We start from the raw sequence: 19,660 nt of genomic DNA, 5'->3' as shown, positions 1-19,660 counted from the left end.
GAGCACGGAGAGCGCATGAGCACGGAGAGCGAGCAGCAGGACGTGCTGATCGTCACGGGGATGTCCGGAGCGGGCCGGTCCACGGCCGCGAACGCGCTGGAGGACCTCGGCTGGTACGTCGTCGACAACCTGCCGCCGCAGATGCTGCGCCCGCTGGTCGACCTGGCGCAGCGTGCAGGGGACACGCTGCCGAAGATCGCGGCGGTCGTCGACGTCCGCGGACGCGACTTCTTCGAGGACCTCGGCGACATCGTCCGCGAGCTGCGCGCCGGGGTCGACCTCCGAGTGGTGTTCCTCGAGGCCACCGACGCCGCGCTCGTCCGTCGCTTCGAGCAGGTGCGCCGTCCGCACCCGCTGCAGGGCCGGGGGACCCTCCTCGACGGCATCTCCGCCGAGCGGACGCGCCTCGCTCAGCTGCGGGAGTCGGCCGACATCGTCATCGACACCTCGGACCTCAACATCCACCAGCTGGCCACCAGCATCACCGAGCGCTTCGCCGAGGCCGGCCGCGCGGGCCTCCAGGTCACGGTGATGAGCTTCGGCTTCAAGTACGGGCTGCCGACGGACGCCGACATGGTGGCCGACGCGCGGTTCCTGCCGAACCCGTACTGGATCCCTGAGCTGCGTCCGCACACGGGTCTCGACGAAGAGGTGAGAGACTACGTGCTGGCCCAGCAGGGCGCCGAGGAGTTCATCGACTCCTACTCCCGGGCCCTGCGCCCCGTGCTCGACGGCTACCAGCGCGAGAACAAGCGCCACGCGACCATCGCGATCGGCTGCACGGGAGGCAAGCACCGCTCCGTCGCGGTCGCGGGCCGTGTCGCGGCCCGTCTGGCCGAGCTGCCGGGCGTCGCCGTCAATGTGGCGCACCGCGACCTCGGCCGAGAATGATCCCCGCGCGCTCAGCCGCGCACCCGACGTAAGGAAGACTCCGTGGCCCTCACCGCAGACGTCAAGGGCGAACTGGTCGCGATCGTCTCGCGCAAGAACACCGTCCGTGCCGCCGAACTGGCGACCATCCTCCGCTTCTCCGGAGGACTGCACATCATCTCCAACCGCCTCGCGGTCGAGGTCGAGCTCGACTCCGCCCCGCTCGCGACCCGCGTGCGCCGCGACCTCGCCGAGCTGTACGGCGTCCGCAGCGAGGGCAGCATCGTCTCGGCCGGCGGATCCCGGAGGACCACGAGCTGGCTGGTGCGCGTCGTCGAGGGCGGGGACACCCTCGCCCGGCAGACCGGCCTCCTCGACCAGCGGGGCCGGCCCGTCCGCGGCCTGCCCAACCGCCTCACGACCGGCTCCCGCGAGGAGCTCGCCGCCCTGTGGCGCGGCGCCTTCCTCGCCCAGGGCTCGCTGACCGACCCGGGCCGCTCCGCGGCGCTCGAGATCGTCTGCCCCGGCAACGAGGCGGCCATGGCGATCGTCGGAGCCGCCGGACGCCTGGGAGTCCAGGCCAAGTCCCGCGAGGTTCGCGGCGTCCACCGGGTCGTCATCCGCGACGGCGAGAGCATCAGCGCGATGCTCACCCTGATGGGCGCGACCGCGACCGTCGCGAGCTGGGAGGAGCTGCGCCAGCGCCGCGAGGTGCGGGCGACCGCGAACCGCCTCGTCAACTTCGACGACGCGAACCTCCGCCGCTCCGCCCAGGCCGCCGTCGCGGCGTGCGCCCGTGTCGAGCGCGCGATGGAGATCCTGGGCGACGACATCCCCGAGCACCTCCGCTACGCCGGGCGCCTGCGCCTCGCGCACCGCGACGCGAGCCTCGACGAGCTCGGCCACCACGCCGATCCGCCGATGACGAAGGACGCCGTCGCCGGCCGCATCCGCCGCCTCCTCGCGATGGCCGACAAGCGCGCGTCCGACCTCGACATCCCGGGCACCGACGCGAACCTCCCGGCCGAGCTGCAGGACCTGTAGGCCCGGCCGCACGGCGCGCCCCGCCCGGCGAACGCTGAGTGTCTCCTGGTCGAACAGCGCAAGCCCTCCGAACGCGGTGGGGCCCCCTCGCTAGACTGATCAAGTCGCTCAGGACACTCCCGGCCCTCCTCCTCCGCCTCGCGGAGGACGCCGAGACGCCGGCGGGTCGCACGGGAGCGACGACCACGAACAGGAGATCGCACATGGCTGACTACACGCTCGCCGAACTGCCCTACGACTACTCGGCCCTCGAGCCGAACATCAGCGGGCGGATCATGGAGCTCCACCACGACAAGCACCACGCGACGTACGTGGCCGGGGCGAACACCGCCCTCGCCTCGCTGCAGGAGGCTCGCGACAGCGAGAACCTCGCGAACGTGAACAAGCTCCAAAAGGACCTCGCCTTCAACCTCGCCGGTCACGTGAACCACACCGTGTTCTGGAACAACCTCTCGCCGGACGGCGGCGACAAGCCCGTCGGCGAGCTCGCCGCGGCCATCGACGACAACTTCGGGTCGTTCGACAAGTTCCGCGCCCACTTCACCGCCTCGGCCCTCGGCATCCAGGGCTCCGGCTGGTCGATCCTCGCCTGGGACTCGCTCGGCGAGAAGCTCATCATCGAGCAGCTCTACGACCACCAGGGCAACCTCGCCGCGGCGACCGTCCCGGTCCTCCTCCTCGACATGTGGGAGCACGCCTTCTACCTCGACTACGTCAACGTGAAGGCCGACTACGTCAAGGCGTTCTGGAACATCGTGAACTGGGCCGATGTGTCCGCGCGCTTCGAGAAGGCCCGCGAGAAGACTTCGGGCCTGCTGCTACTGTCGTAGCGATCTCGGCGTCCCGGGCCCCGCGCCCGGGACGCCCTGTCGTCGGCTTCCACCCCTCCACTGCACCGTCGAGGTGCCTTTCCTCACCAGGAGATATCTGTGTCCGTCAAGATCGGCATCAACGGCTTCGGCCGTATCGGCCGTAACTTCTTCCGTGCAGCCCTCGCCAAGGGCAGCGACCTCGAGATCGTCGCGGTCAACGACCTCACCGACAACAAGGCCCTCGCGCACCTCCTGAAGTACGACTCCATCACGGGCCGCCTCGACGCGACCGTCGAGCTCGACGGCGACCGCATCGTCGTCAACGGCAAGCCGATCATCGTCCTCGAGGAGCGCGACCCCGCGAACCTCCCCTGGGGCGAACTGGGAGTCGACGTCGTCATCGAGTCGACCGGCCGCTTCACCAAGTCGGAGGACGCGCGCAAGCACATCACCGCGGGTGCCAAGAAGGTCATCGTCTCCGCTCCCGCCACCGGCAGCGACGTCGCGACCCTGGTCCTCGGCGTGAACGAGAACACCTACGACCCCGCGACGCACGACATCATCTCGAACGCGTCCTGCACCACGAACTGCCTCGCGCCGCTCGCCAAGGTGCTGCTCGACAACTTCGGCATCGAGCGCGGCCTGATGACCACGGTCCACGCGTACACCGCCGACCAGAACCTCCAGGACGGCCCGCACAGCGACCTGCGTCGCGCCCGCGCCGCCGCCGTCAACATCATCCCGACCTCGACCGGTGCCGCCAAGGCGCTCGGCCTGGTCATCCCGGAGCTCGTCGGCAAGCTCGACGGCTACGCCCTCCGCGTCCCGGTCCCGACCGGCTCGATCACCGACCTCACCGTCGAGCTGACCAAGCCCGCCACCGTCGAGGAGATCAACGCGGCGTACAAGGCGGCCTCCGAGGGAGACCTCAAGGGCATCCTCAAGTACACCGAGGACCCGATCGTCTCGAGCGACATCGTGACCGACCCGCACTCGTCGATCTTCGACGCGGGCCTCACGAAGGTCATCGGCAGCCAGGTCAAGGTCGCCTCCTGGTACGACAACGAGTGGGGCTACTCCAACCGCCTCGTCGACGTCACCGAGTTCGTCGCCGGCAAGCTCTAAGGGCTGCGCGCAGTGACGCTCCGCACTCTGGACTCACTGGGCTCCCTCGCAGGCACGCGCGTCGTCGTCCGCTGCGATCTGAACGTCCCCCTGAAGGACGGAACGATCACGGACGACGGCCGCGTGCGCGCGTCGGTGCCTACGCTCCAGCGTCTGGTCTCCGAGGGCGCCCGAGTCGTGGTCGTGAGCCACCTTGGGCGCCCCGAGGGGAAGCCCGAGGCGAAGTACAGCCTCGCTCCCGTCGCCGCCCGCCTCGGCGAGCTGCTCGACGCTCCGGTGGCCTTCGCCGGGGACACCGTCGGGGAGGCGGCCTCGGCCGCCGTCGACGCCCTCGAGGACGGCCAGGTCGTCGTCCTCGAGAACCTCCGGTTCAACGCCGGCGAGACGAGCAAGGACGAGGTCGAGCGCCGCACCTTCGCCGAGAAGCTGGCCGCCTACGGCGACGCCTTCGTCTCCGACGGGTTCGGCGTCGTGCACCGCAAGCAGGCGAGCGTCTACGAGCTCGCCGAGCTTCTCCCCAGCGCCGCCGGCACGCTGATCGCGGCCGAGCTCGAGGTGCTGGAGCGGCTCACCGAGAAGCCCGAGCGCCCCTACGCGGTCGTCCTCGGCGGCTCGAAGGTCTCGGACAAGCTCGGCGTGATCGAGCACCTGCTGCCGAAGGTCGACTCGATCCTCATCGGCGGCGGAATGCTCTTCACCTTCCTCAAGGCCCAGGGCCACGAGGTCGGCGCCAGCCTGCTGGAGGCGGACCAGGTCGACACCGTGCTCGGCTACCTCGCGAAGGCGAAGGAGCTGGGCGTGGAGATCGTCCTGCCGACGGACGTCGTCGTGGCGTCGGAGTTCGGCCCCGACGCCGAGCACCAGGTCGCCTCGGCCGACGCGATCGAGGGCACGCCCTTCGGTGAGAAGGGCCTCGGCCTCGACATCGGACCGGACACCGCCGCGCACTTCGCCGAGATCATCGCGGCGTCCGAGACGGTGTTCTGGAACGGCCCCATGGGCGTCTTCGAGCTCGAGCCGTTCGCGGCGGGCACCAAGACCGTCGCCCAGGCGCTCACCGAGGTCGACGGTCTCAGCGTCGTCGGCGGAGGCGACTCCGCCGCGGCCGTCCGCGCCCTCGGGTTCCGCGACGACCAGTTCGGCCATATCTCGACGGGAGGCGGAGCGAGCCTCGAATTCCTCGAGGGCAAGCGCCTCCCCGGACTGGAGGTCCTCGGATGGTAGACACCGCCGCCCGCACCCCGCTCATCGCCGGCAACTGGAAGATGAACCTGGACCACCTCCAGGCCATCGCCTTCGTGCAGAAGCTGGCGTGGAGCCTCAAGGACGCCGATCACGACTTCGACGGCGTCGAGGTCGCGGTGTTCCCGCCCTTCACAGACCTCCGGCCCGTGCAGATCCTCGTCGACTCGGACAAGCTGCCGCTCAAGTACGGCGCGCAGGACGTCTCGAAGTTCGACAGCGGCGCCTACACCGGTGAGATCTCGGGTCAGTTCCTGAAGCAGCTCGACTGCGACTACGTGATCGTCGGCCACTCGGAGCGTCGCACGCTCCACGGCGAGACGGACGCGGACATCGCCGCCAAGTCGGCTGCGGCCGTCAATCACGGCGTCGCTCCGATCATCTGCGTCGGCGAGACCGCGGAGGACCTCGAGAAGCACGGCCCGTCGGCCGTGCCGGTCGCCCAGTTGAAGGAGGCCCTCACCGGCCTGCCCGCGGACGCCGACCTCGTCGTCGCCTACGAGCCGGTATGGGCCATCGGCTCCGGACAGGCCGCGACGCCCGAGCAGGCCCAGCAGGTCTGCAAGGCGCTCCGCGGAGTCGTCGCCGACGTCCTCGGCGCCGACACCGCCGCGAAGACCCGCATCCTCTACGGCGGCTCCGTGAAGTCCGGCAACATCGCCGGCTTCATGCGCGAGCCCGACGTCGACGGAGCACTCGTCGGAGGCGCCAGCCTCCAGGTCGACGAGTTCGCGGCGATCGCACGATTCCGGAACCACGTCGGGGTCTGAGCTGCTGCGACGAGAGGGCGGGCCCATCGGGCCCGCCCTCTCGTCGTCCACGCCGCTCCCTGCGCGGCGTGGCGCGGTCGGCTTCGCGACGGGGCGCGGTTCCGGGAGCGGGATGCGTCCGGCTACGTCGATCCGCTGGAACGCGGATCACCGGTTCGCCTCGGAAGATCCCACACCGGCTTCGCGCGTTGGCCGGTGCGGGGCTGTCGGCTCGTCGCGGGGTGTCGTCCGAGAGCGCGGCGCGTTCGGCTCGATCGATCCGAAAGTGCGTGGATCACAGGCTCGCGGTCCGGCGACTGGAGAGGTTGTCGAGGGCACCGCGACGAGGCCACCCGCTGCGCCCCTCGACGGACACTCGTATACATCGCCCCGAACACGGGACGACGCATTCCTCGCGGATTCGCAGGCGCCGTTATACTCGTCGGGGCGCGCAACGCGCCAGAACTTCGAAAGGTACCGCGTGGACATCCTCCAGGTCGTGCTCCAGGTCATCCTGGGCATCACGAGCCTCCTGCTCACCATGCTGATCCTGCTCCACAAGGGGCGCGGCGGCGGTCTGTCCGACATGTTCGGGGGCGGAGTCACCTCCAACCTCGGCGCGTCGGGCGTCGCTGAGCGCAACCTGAACCGCATCACCGTGATCCTGGGCGTCGTCTGGCTGGCCTGCATCGTGGTGCTCGGACTCATCACCAAGTTCACCACCGGAGCATAGGGGTACTCGCAATGGCATCAGGCGGCAGTGCAATCCGCGGTTCGCGCGTCGGCGCAGGACCCATGGGCGAGCAGGACCGGGGCTTCCACGCGGAGCGCGTCGCGGTCTCCTACTGGGACGCTCTCGGCAATGAGACGGTGCGCCACTTCTCGGCGGCCCTCCCCGAGGACGAGATCCCCGAGGTGATCGACTCCCCGCAGTCCGGTCTCCCCGCGGGCCGCGACCGGGCGAACCCGCCCCAGGTCGCGAAGACCGAGCCCTACAAGACGCACCTCGCCTACGTGAAGGAGCGCCGCACCGAGGCCGAGGCGGCTCAGCTCCTCGAGGAGGCGCTGCAGCAGCTGCGCGCCCGACGAGGCACCGCGACCCCGTCCTGATCCTCACCGGACGACGAACGACGGAAGGCCCGCCCCCTCGGGGGCGGGCCTTCCGTCGTTTCCGGACCGTGCTCAGTAGCTCGGAGCGATGAGCGACTCGGGGACCTCGGCCGCTGCCTCCTGGTCGACGAAGAACACCGTGCGCTTGCGACCGAACGCGCCCGACGCGGGCACCTCGTTCGTGCTGGCACCCGCGAGCGCGAGACCCAGGGCCGAGGCCTTGTCGGCGCCGGCGAGCACCATCCAGATGCGGTCCGACTGGTTGATCAGCGGCAGCGTGAGGGTGAGGCGCTCGGGCGGCGGCTTCGGAGAGTTGCGGACGACGAGGACGCCGGGCGTCGTGGAGCGGATCGCGGAGCGCTCGGGGAACAGCGACGCGATGTGCCCGTCCGGCCCGACGCCGAGGAAGGTGATGTCGAAGCGCGGGTAGTCGCGCCCCTCGGAGGCGTGCTCGCGCAGCTCCGCGTCGTAGGCAGCGGCGGCGCCGTCGAGGTCCAGGCCCTCGTCCGAGGCCGGGTAGGAGTGCACGTTCGCCGCCGGCACATCGAGGACGCTGAAGAGGTCCCCGGCCTGGACGTCGTTGCGGTCCTCGTGGCCGCGGGGCACCCAGCGCTCGTCGCCCCACCAGAAGTGCACGCGCGACCAGTCCACGTTGCCGGCGGCGGAGGAGGAGCCGATCTCCTTGAGCGTGGCGGCTCCCATCGTCCCTCCGGTGAGCACGACGTTCGCCGAACCCAGGTCGTCGAGGACGTCGATCGTCTTGGTGAGGAACCGGGCGGCGACCGAGCCGGCGAGGGTCTGCTTGTCGCGGTGGACCAGCACGCGGCGTTCGGTGGTCATCTCAGGGGACTCCTTCGGGTTCGGGTGCCGATCGGCGGGGTTCGGCTCCGTGTCGGGAAGCTCTGAGGTGCGGGCGCCCTGGACGGGCGCCCACACCTCAGGAGGCGCTGCGGGCCTCGGCCTTCTCAGTGAGCATGTCGACCCCGCGCGAGATCACTTCACCGTACAGGTCATCCGGGTCGAGTCGGCGCAGCTCCTCCGCCAGGCAGTCCCGGAGGCTGCGGCGGGGGAGCGAGATGTCGTGGACCGGCTGATCGGGCTGAGTGAGCGTCGCGACGTTGGGCACCGAGCGCTCGAGCTCGATCACTCCGGAGTCGCGGATGAGCCGCACGCCGTGGATCCCGCTGGACCCGGTGGCGCTGATCGTGAGCTCGTGGTCGACGGGGATGTCGAGCTCGAGCTGCAGCCAGGCGGCGAGCAGGATCGTCGAGGGCGAGTCGGCCGCGCCTGAGACCTCGACGGCCGTGATCGGCTCGTAGGGCGGCTGGTCGAGCACGGCGGCGAGCTGCGCGCGCCAGAGGGTGAGGCGGGTCCAGGCGAAGTCGGTGTCGCCGGGGGCGTAGGTGGAGGCGAGGTGGTGCAGCGCGTCCGCCGGGTTCGACTGGGCCGACGCGTCGGTGATCCGCCGGGTGGCGATCCGGCCGATCGGGGACGCGGAGGCGTTGTCCGGAGCGCTGTTCGGCCACCAGGCCACGACGGGGGCGTCGGGGAGGAGGAGGCCCGTGACCAGGCTCTCCTCGTCCTCGGCCGCGTCCCCGTAGGGACGGAGCACGACGACCTCGCTCGCGCCGGCGTCGCCTCCGACCCGGATCTGCGCGTCGACCCGCGCCGTCGCGTCGACCGGGACCGTGGTGGTGCCGTCGTCCTTCGAGACCACGATGACGCGCATCGGGTGCTCGCGGGACGCGTCGTTCGCGGCTTCGATGGCCTCCTCCTCGTGACCCCGGGAGGTCGCGATGATGAGGGTGAGGACGCGGCCGAGGGCGACGGCGCCGCCCTCCTCGCGGATCTTGACGAGGGTCTTCGAGACCTCGCTCGTCGTGGTGTCGGGCAGATCGACGATCATGGACGCCTCCAGGTGCGGCCGTCGCGGGCGAGGAGCTCGTCGGCGGAATCGGGGCCCCATGTTCCGGGGCGGTACTGCTCGGGCTGGCCCTGCGTGGCCCAGAACTCCTCGATCGGGTCGAGGATCTTCCAGGACAGCTCGACCTCCTCGTGCCGGGGGAAGAGCGGCGGCTCGCCCAGGAGGACGTCGAGGATGAGGCGCTCGTAGGCCTCGGGACTCGCCTCGGTGAACGCGTGGCCGTAGCCGAAGTCCATCGTCACGTCGCGCACCTGCATGCCGGCGCCGGGCACCTTCGAGCCGAATCGCATGGTGACGCCCTCGTCGGGCTGGACGCGGATGACGAGCGCGTTCTGGCCCAGCGACGTGGTCTGGCTCTCGGCGAAGAGCTGCTGCGGTGCCCGCTTGAACACGACCGCGATCTCGGTGACGCGGCGGCCGAGGCGCTTGCCGGCCCGCAGGTAGAACGGCACGCCGGCCCAGCGTCGGGTGCCGATGTCCAGGCGCATGGCGGCGTAGGTCTCGGTGGTCGAGGTGGGGCTCATGCCGTCCTCCTCGAGGAAGCCGAGCACCTTCTCGCCGCCCTGCCAGCCGCCGGCGTACTGCCCGCGGGCGGTCGCGGTGGAGAGGTCGGCGGGGAGGCGGACGGCCGCGAGGACCTTCTCCTTCTCCGCACGGAGGTCGGCCGCGTCGAACGAGATCGGCTCCTCCATGGCGGTCAGGGCGAGCAGCTGCAGCAGGTGGTTCTGGATGACGTCGCGCGCCGCTCCGATGCCGTCGTAGTAGCCCGCGCGCCCGCCCACGCCGATGTCCTCGGCCATGGTGATCTGCACGTGGTCGACGTAGTTCGAGTTCCAGAGCGGCTCGTACATCATGTTGGCGAAGCGGAGGGCCAGGATGTTCTGGACCGTCTCCTTGCCGAGGTAGTGGTCGATCCGGAAGACGGAGTCGGGCGGGAAGACCGACTCGACGACGTCGTTCAGCTCGCGGGCCGTCTTCAGGTCGCTGCCGAACGGCTTCTCGATGACGACGCGGCGCCACTGGCCGTCCTTCTGCTCGGCGAGGCCGGAGCTGCGCAGCTGCTCGGTGACCTGCGGGAAGGACTTCGGGGGGATCGAGAGGTAGAAGGCGAAGTTGCCGTTCGTGCCGCGCTCGCGGTCGAGGTCGTCGACGGTCGTCTTCAGGCGGGCGAACGCCTGGGGGTCGTCGAACTCGCCCTGCACGAACCGGATGCCCTGCGCGAGCTGCGCCCAGACCTCCTCGTGGAACTCGGTGCGGGCGTGCTTCTTCACGGAGTCGTGGACGACCTGCTCGAAGTCCTGGTCGTCCCAGTCGCGCCGGGCGAATCCGACGAGGGCGAAGCCGGGGGGCAGGAGGCCGCGGTTGGCGAGATCGTAGACCGCGGGCATGAGCTTCTTGCGGGAGAGGTCGCCGGTCACGCCGAAGATGACGAGGCCGCTGGGCCCGGCGATCCGGTTCAACCGGCGGTCGAAGCTCAACCTCAGCGGGTTGAACTCGGGGGTGATGTCCACAGACATGTGCAGTGTCCTTCTGTGTGCCGGTGGGACCGGCGCACTGCTATCGGTGAGGGAGGGGGAGGAGCGGGCGGGCCCGGCTGCTGCCCCGGGAAGTGGTCGCGGGACGACCGCGGGCACGCCGCCGCGCGCTCGAGAGCGCAACGGCGGCGTGCCCGTCGGATCAGGTGTTGAGGGCCTCGAAGAGCGCCTCGAGGTCGGCCTCGGGGTCGGTCAGCGTAAGGGTCAGCACCGGCCGGCCGTGCTCGGCGAGCACGCTCGCGTCGCCGGCGGCCTGCGCCAGGATGAGCTGGCCGAAGGTGAACGGGCTGTCCGGGATCTCGAGGTCCACGTCGGAGCGCTCGGTGATCTGGAGGAACACGCCGGTCGGGGCCCCGCCCTTGTGGTACTGCCCGGTCGAGTGCAGGAAGCGCGGGCCCCACCCGAAGGTGACGGGGCGCTGGGCCTGCGCGGCGAGGAGGTCGCGCACGCCCTCGAGCTGCGGGAGCGCGAGGCGGTCGACGTACGCCTGGATCGAGACGTAGCCGCCGTCGCCCAGCTGGGCGAGGAGGCGGTCGACAGCGGCGGCGACGGTCGAGACGCCCTCGGTGACGCTGCTGCTGCCGGTGACCTCGATGCCCGCGTCGGTGAACGCGGGCGCCTCGGGCTCGGGGCGCTTCTCGAGCAGGGCCCGGGTCGCGACCTTCGCCGACTCGACGTCGGGCTGGTCGAACGGGTTGATGCCCATAAGGCGACCCGCGACGGCGACGGCGTACTCCCACGTCAGCATCTGAGCGCCGAGCGAGCCGGAGAGGAGGATCTCGCCCTCGTGGCGGTCGCGCGGGAACAGGTGCAGCGCCGTGGCGTCCTCGACCAGGCGGACGACCTGCACGTCGGGCAGGTCCTCCGAGAGCTCGGGGGCCAGCGTGCCGAGGACGACGGGGAGGATGCCCGTGCCGTCCTTGCCGGTGGACTCGGCGATGAGCTGCTCCGCCCAGTCGGCGAAGCCGACGATGTCGGTCCCGTCGGCGACGATCGCGAGCTTGTCGCGGCGCGGGCTGGTCGCGGCGATCGCCGCTCCGAGGATCAGGCCCGGGTTCTCGGGGGAGTCCACGGCGAGCCCGAGGGAGGCCTCGGCCGCCTCGTCGAGGAGGGCCTCGATGTCGGCGCCGGCGAGCCCGGACGGCACGAGGCCGAACGCGGAGAGCGCCGAGAAGCGCCCGCCGATGTTCGGGTCGGCGTTGAACACGCGGTAGCCGGCCTCGCGGGAGGAGGTGTCGAGGGGCGAGCCCGGGTCGGTCACGATGACGATGCGGTCGAGCGGATCGATGCCCGCCTCCGTGAACGCCTTCTCGTAGGCCTTCTTCTGGCTCGCGGTCTCGACGGTCGAGCCGGACTTCGAGGAGATGACGACCGCGGTCGACGCGAGCCGGTCGTTCAGGGCGGCGAGCACCTGGCCGGGCGCCGTCGAGTCGAGCACGGTGAGCTCGACGCCGGCGGTGCGGGTGATGACCTCGGGCGCGAGGGAGGAGCCGCCCATGCCGCCGAGGACGATGTGGTCGACGCCCTTGGCCTGGAACTCCTCGCGCAGGGCGAGGATCTGGGGGATCAGGGGGCGGGAGACGGTGGTCGACTCGGTCCACCCGAGGCGCTTGGCCGCCTCCTCCTCCGCCGCGGCGCCCCACAGGGTGGGGACCTGGGCGGTGATGCCGGACGCGACCTCGTCGGCGACGAGCTCCGGGACGACGCGGTCGACGGCCTTCTCGGCGTCTCCGCTGACGTGGATCTGGATGGCCATGATCAGGCCTGCGCCTTCGCGCCCTCGAGCGCCGCGGTGACGGTGTCGAGCAGCTCGTTCCAGGAGACGATGAACTTCTCCACGCCCTCCTTCTCGAGCAGCTCGGTGACGTCGGCGTACGAGACGCCCTGCGCCGCGACGGCGTCGAGGACGGCGTTCGCGTCGGCGTACGAGCCGGTGACGGTGTCGCCGGTGATGACGCTGTGGTCGAAGGTCGCCTCGAGGGTCTTCTCGGGCATCGTGTTGACCACGCCGGCCGCGACGAGCTCGGTCACGTAGAGGGTGTCGGGGAGGTCGGTCGACTTGACGCCGGTCGAGGCCCAGAGGGGGCGCTGGCGGTTGGCGCCGGACTCCTGGAGCAGCAGGGCGCGCTCGGTGGCGAACGCCTCGACGAAGACCTCGTAGGCCAGCTGCGCGTTGGCGACGCCGGACTTGCTCTTGAGGGCGCGGGCCTCGTCGGTGCCGACGGCCTCGAGGCGCTTGTCGATCTCGGTGTCGACGCGCGAGACGAAGAACGAGGCGACGGAGTGGATGGTCGACAGGTCGATGCCGGCGTCCTTGGCCTTCTCGAGGCCGGCCAGGTACGCGTTGATGACGGCGCGGTAGCGGGCGAGCGAGAAGATCAGGGTGACGTTCACCGAGATGCCGGAGCCGATGACCTCCGTGATGGCCTCGAGGCCCTCGACGGTCGCGGGGATCTTGATCATCGCGTTGGGGCGGTCGACCTTGGCCCAGAGGGCCTTGGCCTGCTCGATGGTGCCCTGGGCGTCGTGCGCCAGGCCGGGCTCGACCTCGATCGACACGCGGCCGTCGTAGCCGTTGGTCGCGTCGTAGATCGGGCGGAAGATGTCGGACGCCGCGGCGACGTCGTCGGTGGTGATCTCGAAGACGGCGTCGGTCACCGAGGTGCCGGCGGAGGCGAGCTCGCGCACCTGGGCGTCGTAGGACTCGCCGTTGGTCAGGGCCGCGGCGAAGATCGTGGGGTTCGTGGTGACTCCGACGACGTTCTTCTCCTCGATGAGCTTCTGCAGCCCTCCGGTGGAGATGCGCGAGCGGGAGAGGTCGTCGAGCCAGATGCTGACGCCGGCGGCGGAGAGCTCTGCGGTGGGGGTGTTCTCGGTCATGTCTCTTCTTCTTCTGCGTAGGTGGTGCGTGGTGTGAGGGGGAGCCGCTGCTCCGACGGCGAAGGCCGCGTCCGTGGTGGACGCGGCCTTCGGGTCAGGAGGCTGCGAGCGACTCCTTGGCGGCGGACAGTGCCGCCTCGGTGGTGATCCCGAACTCGCGGAACAGGGTCTTGTAGTCGGCCGAGGCGCCGAAGTGCTCGATCGAGACGGAGCGGCCGGCGTCGCCGACGTACTTCTGCCAGCCCAGGCTCAGGCCGGCCTCGATCGAGACGCGCGCCTTCACCGAGGAGGGCAGGACCTTCTCGCGGTACTCGGCGTCCTGCTCCTCGAACCACTCGAGGGACGGAGCCGAGACGACGCGGGCGTTGACGCCCTCGCTCCTCAGGGCCTCGCGCGCCTCGACGGCGATCTGGACCTCGGAGCCGGTCGCGATGAAGATCACGTCCGGGGTGCCGCCCGGCGCCTCGGCCAGGATGTAGGCACCACGGGCGACGTTCGCGGCGGAGGCGAAGGTCTCGCCCTCCGCGTCGCCCTCGCCGCGCTCGAACACCGGGATGTTCTGACGGGTGAGCGCGAGGCCGGCGGGGCCCTCGCGGCGCTCGAGGATGGTCTTCCAGGCGTAGGCGACCTCGTTCGCGTCGCCGGGGCGGACGATGTCCAGGCCCGGGATCGCGCGGAGGGTCGACAGCTGCTCGACCGGCTGGTGCGTCGGGCCGTCCTCGCCGAGCGCCACGGAGTCGTGGGTCCAGACGTAGATGGCCGGCGCCTTCATGAGCGCGGCGAGACGGACCGCCGGGCGCATGTAGTCGGAGAAGATCAGGAAGGTGCCGCCGAAGGGGCGGGTGTTGCCGTGCAGGACGATCCCGTTGAGGATCGCGCCCATGGCGTGCTCGCGGATGCCGAAGTGCAGCACGCGGCCGCCCTTCTTCCCGGTCCACTCGTGGGTCGAGAACTCCGTCGGGACGAAGGAGCCGGCTCCCTCGATCGTCGTGTTGTTCGACTCGGCGAGGTCGGCGGAGCCGCCCCACAGCTCGGGGATCACGCCGGCGAGGGCGTTGATGACCTTGCCGGACGCGGCGCGGGTCGAGACCTCCTTGCCGGGCTCGAAGACGGGGAGCGCCTCCTGGACGCCCTCGGGCAGCTCGCCCGAGAGGACCCGGTCGAGCAGCTCCTTCTTCTCGGGGTTCGCGGACGCCCAGGCGGCGAGCTGCTCGTCCCACTCGGCGTGCTGGGCCTGGCCGCGCTCGACGGCCTTGCGGGTGTGCTCGATGACCTCGTCGGCGACGTCGAAGGTCTTCTCGGGGTCGAAGCCGAGCACCTCCTTGAGTCCGCGGAGCTCGTCGGCGCCCAGGGCGGAGCCGTGGATCTTGCCGGTGTTCTGCTTCTTCGGCGACGGCCAGCCGATGATGGTGCGCAGGATGATGAGCGACGGCTTGTCGGTCTCGCCCTTCGCGGCCTCGATCGCGGCGTGCAGCTCGGCGACGTCCTCGTGGTACTCGCCGGTCTTCTTCCAGTCGACGACCTGGACCTGCCAGTCGTAGGCCTCGTAGCGCGCCTTGACGTCCTCGGTGAAGGCGATGTTGGTGTCGTCCTCGATCGAGATCTGGTTGGAGTCGTAGATGACGACCAGGTTGCCGAGCTTCTGGTGGCCGGCCAGGGAGGAGGCCTCGCTGGTGACGCCCTCCTGCAGGTCGCCGTCGCCGGCGATCACGTAGACGAAGTGGTCGAACGGGGAGGTGCCCGCGGCGGCCTCCGGGTCGAACAGGTCGCGCTCGAAGCGCGAGGCGTAGGCGAAGCCCACGGCGGAGGCGAGGCCCTGGCCGAGCGGTCCGGTGGTGATCTCGACGCCGTCGGTGTGGCCGTACTCCGGGTGGCCCGGGGTCTTCGAGCCCCAGGTGCGCAGCGCCTTGAGGTCGTCGAGCTCGAGTCCGTAGCCGCCCAGGTAGAACTGGACGTACTGCGTCAGCGAGGAGTGGCCGACCGACAGGATGAACCGGTCGCGGCCGATCCAGGTCGCATCGGACGGATCGCGGCGCATGACCTTCTGGAACAGGAGGTAGGCGGCGGGCGCGAGGCTCATGGCGGTTCCGGGATGGCCGTTGCCGACCTTCTCGACCGCATCCGCGGCGAGAACCCTCGCCGTGTCGACTGCCTTCTCGTCAATGGATTCCCATTGCAGTTCTGACACTTGGTACTGACCCTTCTCGAGACGTGGGGCAGACGGGGACCGTCCGCCCTCTCGCATGGTGGAGCACGCCGCATGACGACTTCGACACGATGCTCCGGCGACGACCCTCTCGGCCCCGTGCCGACGATCGTCGGGCGGGCTCGGGTGCGTGCCGGGCGCTCTGGCGAGCAGTCCCGAGTATACGGAGGGGGGTGCGCCGCCGACCGGGGGTTGCGTGGTCGCATATGTCTGCGTCCGATTGGACAAGCGTGCACGCCGGGCCCGGCTCCCGGACGGGCGCATTACACTCGTTCGGGATCATCGAATCGTTAGAGGAGCAATGGACGCAGTCGTGGAGACCACCGCCGTCGAGCGGGACGGGGCGTCGCCGACGACCCTCTCGCGCAAGGTGAAGGCCTTCGTCGCTCTGACGAAGCCGCGCGTGATCGAGCTGCTCCTCGTGGTGACCGCTCCGACGATGATCCTGGCGCAGGGCGGGATCCCCAATCTGCTGCTGGTCCTCAACGTCCTGATCGGCGGCGCCCTGAGCGCCGGGTCCGCGGGCGCGTTCAACTGCTACTTCGACCGCGACATCGACCGGATCATGAACCGGACGAAGAACCGGCCGCTCGTGACCGGGGAGATCTCGGACCGGTCCGCGCTCGTCTTCGCGACCACGATCGGCGTCCTGTCGATCGTCTGGCTCGGCCTCACGGCCAACTGGCTCTCCGCGGGCCTCTCGCTCGCCGCGATCCTGATCTACGTCGTGTTCTACACGCTCTTCCTCAAGCGCCGGACGCCGCAGAACATCGTGTGGGGCGGCATCGCGGGCTGCATGCCGGTGCTGATCGGCTGGGCGGCGGTCACCGGCTCGCTCGACTGGGCCCCCGTCATCCTCTTCTCCGTCATCTTCCTCTGGACGCCGCCGCACTACTGGCCGCTGTCGATGAAGTACCGGGACGACTACCAGGCCGCCGGCGTGCCGATGCTGGCCGTCGTGCGCGGACGCACGATCGTCGGGCTCCAGGTCATCCTCTACGCCTGGGCCACCGTCGCCTGCTCGCTCCTGCTGATCCCCGTCGCCGGCATGGGGGTGCTCTACACGGTGGTCGCGCTCGGCAGCGGAGTCTGGTTCATCGCCGAGACGCACCGCCTCTACAGCCTCGCGATCCGTCACGAGCACGTCTCGCCGATGCGGGTGTTCCACGGGTCCATCGGATACCTCACCCTGCTCTTCCTCGCCGTCGGCATCGACCCGCTGCTCCCCTTCTGATGGTGACGCCGTTCTCCTTGCTCGCCGAGCGGGTGACCCTGGGTCCGCGCGCACTGCGCTGGGGGACCACCGCGGCGCTCGTCGCGAGCATCCTGATCATCTTCTTCGGGGGCGTCGTCCGGCTGACCGGCTCTGGCCTCGGCTGCCCCACCTGGCCGGCGTGCGAGCCGGGCTCGCTCACCTCGACCCCCGAGCTCGGGATCCACGGCTTCATCGAGTTCACGAACCGCGCGTTCACCGGCGTCCTCGTGGTCGCGGTGGGCTGGGCGATCACGGCCGCGCGCCTGCAGAAGCCGCGCGACCGCACCATGACCCGGCTCGCCTGGTCGCAGTTCTGGCTCGTCGTCGCGAACGCCCTCGCGGGCGGCGCGACCGTCCACTCGGGCCTCAACCCGTACATCGTGGCCGGGCACTTCGTTCTCGCCATCGCCCTCCTCACCACCACCGCACTGACGTGGCACCGCGCCCACCGCTCGCAGTCCGTGGCCTTCGAGCCGGACCGCGCGACGCGGGCGCTCAGCATCGGGCTCGTCGGCCTGACGCTCCTCGTGATCCTCGTGGGGACCCTCGTGACGGGAACCGGCCCGCACGCCGGCGACTCCGCGGAGGTGCCCCGCATGCAGTTCCACTGGGAGAGCGTGACCGTCGTGCACGGCGTGCTCGGCACAGCGGTGCTCGTCGTGGGCGCCGCGCTGCTCCTGCGCCTGTCGCGGGCGGCGGGCTCGGAGCTCGCCCGGCGGCGCGTGATCGCCTTCCTCGTGGTCGTCGTGCTGCAGGCGCTGGTCGGGGTCGTGCAGTCGCTCACCGCGCTGCCCGAGACGCTCGTCGCGGTGCACCTCCTCGGCTCGGCGCTCATCTGGGTCGGCGCGGTCCGCGTGCTGCTCGACGTGAACCCGAGGCTGTTCACCGTGCGCGCCCAGCGCCGGGACGCCGCCCAGGAGCTCCAACCCGCCGCCTGACCGCGGGCTCCGGCTCGGCGGAGAGCAGGTGCCGCCGGAGGCGCAGGAGCACGCGGGGGAGCGTCCGCAGCGGGAGGTCGGCCGCGATCGCGCGGGCGAGAGGGCCGAACGCCCGCGCGGGTCCGGTCGGCAGGCCGGCGCCCACCAGTGCGGTCACGAGTCGTGCGGGGATCGGGGTCGATGCGTCGTTCGTCATGGCGGAACCGAATCACGGACCACCGACACCGGTATGGCCATGCGCGTCTGGATGCGCGTCACCGGTGCCCGGCCGACACCCAGGTGCGGAGGTTCCCCTGAACGGCGGACGCCGGTAGAATGAGAAGCTGGTCACGGTTCGACGCACCCTGCGCACGTGATCCGCACACGGCCCGATGGAGCGCCGACGCACACCTCCGGAATCCAGGGACGCACATCATCCGCTCCGCGCATCAGATCGATCGCGCGACCGGCCGGAGAGCACCCGCGGGCCACCCCCGGGGGAATGACTCCGGGACCCGACCGGTTAGCAGTGGGTAGGAAACGAGGTACACATGTCAGACATCCTGATCGACCGCCCCGAGCTCGAGAGCCTGGGCGTCTACGAGTTCGGCTGGTCCGACTCGGACTCCGCCGGAGCCTCCGCACGACGCGGCATCTCGCCCGAGGTCGTCTCCGACATCTCCGCGCTCAAGAACGAGCCCGCCTGGATGCGCGACCGCCGCATGAAGGCCCTGAAGCTCTTCGAGCGCAAGCCCATGCCGACGTGGGGCGCCGACCTGTCGGACATCGACTTCGACAACATCAAGTACTTCGTCCGCTCCACCGAGAAGCAGGCGCAGACCTGGGACGACCTCCCGGACGACATCAAGAACACGTACGAGAAGCTCGGCATCCCGGAGGCGGAGCGCCAGCGCCTCGTCGGCGGTGTCGCGGCCCAGTACGAGTCCGAGGTCGTCTACCACCAGATCCGCGAGGACCTGGAGGAGCAGGGCGTCATCTTCATGGACACCGACACGGCGCTGCGCGAGCACCCCGAGATCTTCGAGGAGTACTTCGGCACCGTCATCCCCGCGGGCGACAACAAGTTCGCGGCGCTGAACACCGCGGTCTGGTCCGGCGGCTCCTTCGTGTACGTCCCCAAGGGCGTCCACGTCGACATCCCGCTGCAGGCCTACTTCCGGATCAACACCGAGAACATGGGCCAGTTCGAGCGGACCCTGATCATCGCGGACGAGGACAGCTACGTCCACTACATCGAGGGCTGCACGGCTCCGATCTACAAGTCGGACTCGCTGCACTCGGCCGTGGTCGAGATCATCGTGAAGAAGAACGCCCGCGTGCGCTACACGACGATCCAGAACTGGTCGAACAACGTCTACAACCTCGTCACCAAGCGCGCGATCGCGCACGAGGGCGCGACGATGGAGTGGATCGACGGCAACATCGGCTCCAAGGTCACGATGAAGTACCCGTCGATCTTCCTGGTCGGCGAGCACGCCAAGGGCGAGACCCTCTCCGTCGCGTTCGCGGGCCCGGGCCAGCACCAGGACGCCGGCGCGAAGATGGTCCACATGGCGCCGTACACGCAGTCGTCGATCGTCTCGAAGTCGATCGCCCGCGGCGGCGGTCGCGCCGGATACCGAGGCGAGGTCCGGGTGGACGCGAACGCGCACCACTCGGCGAACACCGTGCGCTGTGACGCGCTCCTGGTCGACACCATCTCGCGCTCCGACACCTACCCGGCGATCGACATCCGCGTCGACGACGTTCAGCTCGGCCACGAGGCGACGGTGTCGAAGGTCAGCGAGGAGCAGCTCTTCTACCTGATGTCGCGCGGCCTGCCGGAGGACGAGGCGATGGCCATGATCGTCCGCGGCTTCATCGAGCCGATCGCGCGCGAGCTGCCCATGGAGTACGCCCTCGAGCTGAACAAGCTCATCGAGATGGGGATGGAGGGCAGCGTCGGTTGACGCCCGCCTCCCCCCTCGAAG

The 19,660-nt window shown here is 70.3% G+C and carries 17 protein-coding genes; 11 read left to right on the top strand and 6 right to left on the bottom strand.

Annotated features, from left to right (window positions below; genetic code table 11):
• Positions 1-15: 15 nt before the first annotated feature.
• From rapZ to C5C63_RS02100, 8 genes are all read left to right on the top strand, one after another.
• The gene (rapZ, locus tag C5C63_RS02135) at positions 16-891 is read left to right on the top strand and encodes an RNase adapter RapZ (RefSeq protein ID WP_097166020.1); all 876 of its coding nucleotides are present in this window, start codon (positions 16-18) and stop codon (positions 889-891) included.
• A gap of 42 nt (positions 892-933) precedes the next feature.
• Positions 934-1,914, top strand: coding sequence for a DNA-binding protein WhiA (gene whiA / locus C5C63_RS02130; protein WP_104237489.1), 981 nt, complete (start codon positions 934-936; stop codon positions 1,912-1,914).
• Positions 1,915-2,117: 203 nt separating this feature from the next.
• Positions 2,118-2,744, top strand: a complete 627-nt coding sequence (locus tag C5C63_RS02125) for a superoxide dismutase (protein ID WP_104221907.1) — start codon at positions 2,118-2,120, stop codon at positions 2,742-2,744.
• Between the two features lie 99 nt (positions 2,745-2,843).
• Positions 2,844-3,851 (top strand): type I glyceraldehyde-3-phosphate dehydrogenase, encoded by a 1,008-nt coding sequence (gene gap, locus C5C63_RS02120; RefSeq protein WP_104221909.1) that lies wholly within the window; start codon positions 2,844-2,846, stop codon positions 3,849-3,851.
• Positions 3,852-3,863: 12 nt separating this feature from the next.
• Positions 3,864-5,075, top strand: a complete 1,212-nt coding sequence (locus tag C5C63_RS02115; protein WP_104325417.1) for a phosphoglycerate kinase — start codon at positions 3,864-3,866, stop codon at positions 5,073-5,075.
• Complete coding sequence (gene tpiA, locus C5C63_RS02110) at positions 5,069-5,863, top strand: triose-phosphate isomerase (RefSeq protein ID WP_104221913.1); 795 nt, start codon at positions 5,069-5,071, stop codon at positions 5,861-5,863. The genes C5C63_RS02115 and tpiA overlap by 7 nt, the downstream gene beginning before the upstream one ends.
• Before the next feature lie 460 nt (positions 5,864-6,323).
• On the top strand, positions 6,324-6,575 hold the full coding sequence (gene secG / locus C5C63_RS02105) for a preprotein translocase subunit SecG (protein WP_104221915.1): 252 nt from the start codon (positions 6,324-6,326) through the stop codon (positions 6,573-6,575).
• 11 nt (positions 6,576-6,586) lie between these two features.
• Positions 6,587-6,952, top strand: a complete 366-nt coding sequence (locus tag C5C63_RS02100) for an RNA polymerase-binding protein RbpA (protein WP_055791968.1) — start codon at positions 6,587-6,589, stop codon at positions 6,950-6,952.
• A 72-nt stretch (positions 6,953-7,024) separates the two neighbouring features.
• Here C5C63_RS02100 and pgl read toward each other — a convergent pair whose 3' ends face one another.
• The 6 genes from pgl to tkt all read right to left on the bottom strand — a co-directional run bounded on the left by pgl (position 7,025) and on the right by tkt (position 15,479).
• Entirely contained in the window at positions 7,025-7,792 is a 768-nt protein-coding gene (pgl, locus tag C5C63_RS02095) for a 6-phosphogluconolactonase (RefSeq protein ID WP_104295330.1), read from the bottom strand.
• A 97-nt stretch (positions 7,793-7,889) separates the two neighbouring features.
• Positions 7,890-8,858, bottom strand: coding sequence for a glucose-6-phosphate dehydrogenase assembly protein OpcA (locus tag C5C63_RS02090; protein ID WP_104325416.1), 969 nt, complete (start codon positions 8,856-8,858; stop codon positions 7,890-7,892).
• Positions 8,855-10,393 (bottom strand): glucose-6-phosphate dehydrogenase, encoded by a 1,539-nt coding sequence (gene zwf / locus C5C63_RS02085; RefSeq protein ID WP_104325415.1) that lies wholly within the window; start codon positions 10,391-10,393, stop codon positions 8,855-8,857. Before zwf ends, C5C63_RS02090 begins: the two co-directional genes overlap by 4 nt.
• Positions 10,394-10,553: 160 nt before the next feature.
• Positions 10,554-12,167 carry a glucose-6-phosphate isomerase gene (locus C5C63_RS02080; protein WP_104325414.1) on the bottom strand — a complete coding sequence of 538 codons (1,614 nt, stop codon included), beginning with the start codon at positions 12,165-12,167 and terminating at the stop codon, positions 10,554-10,556.
• A 2-nt stretch (positions 12,168-12,169) separates the two neighbouring features.
• Positions 12,170-13,291 carry a transaldolase gene (gene tal, locus C5C63_RS02075; RefSeq protein ID WP_104325413.1) on the bottom strand — a complete coding sequence of 374 codons (1,122 nt, stop codon included), beginning with the start codon at positions 13,289-13,291 and terminating at the stop codon, positions 12,170-12,172.
• Positions 13,292-13,385: 94 nt separating this feature from the next.
• The gene (tkt, locus tag C5C63_RS02070) at positions 13,386-15,479 is read right to left on the bottom strand and encodes a transketolase (RefSeq protein ID WP_104221926.1); all 2,094 of its coding nucleotides are present in this window, start codon (positions 15,477-15,479) and stop codon (positions 13,386-13,388) included.
• Between the two features lie 319 nt (positions 15,480-15,798).
• Here tkt and C5C63_RS02065 point away from each other — a divergent pair, with 319 nt between their 5' ends.
• The 3 genes from C5C63_RS02065 (at position 15,799) to sufB (ending at position 19,639) form a co-directional block, all read left to right on the top strand.
• Positions 15,799-16,731, top strand: a complete 933-nt coding sequence (locus tag C5C63_RS02065) for a heme o synthase (RefSeq protein ID WP_104232635.1) — start codon at positions 15,799-15,801, stop codon at positions 16,729-16,731.
• Positions 16,731-17,690 (top strand): heme A synthase, encoded by a 960-nt coding sequence (locus C5C63_RS02060; protein WP_104232634.1) that lies wholly within the window; start codon positions 16,731-16,733, stop codon positions 17,688-17,690. The genes C5C63_RS02065 and C5C63_RS02060 overlap by 1 nt, the downstream gene beginning before the upstream one ends.
• Before the next feature lie 530 nt (positions 17,691-18,220).
• The gene (gene sufB, locus C5C63_RS02055) at positions 18,221-19,639 is read left to right on the top strand and encodes a Fe-S cluster assembly protein SufB (RefSeq protein WP_104221933.1); all 1,419 of its coding nucleotides are present in this window, start codon (positions 18,221-18,223) and stop codon (positions 19,637-19,639) included.
• Positions 19,640-19,660 lie beyond the last annotated feature (21 nt).

It is taken from the genome of Rathayibacter sp. AY1B8, from assembly GCF_002932775.1.
Lineage (GTDB): Bacteria > Actinomycetota > Actinomycetes > Actinomycetales > Microbacteriaceae > Rathayibacter.
The sequence above is the reverse complement of the archived record's forward strand: the minus strand, read 5'-3'. Positions and strand labels throughout refer to the sequence as shown.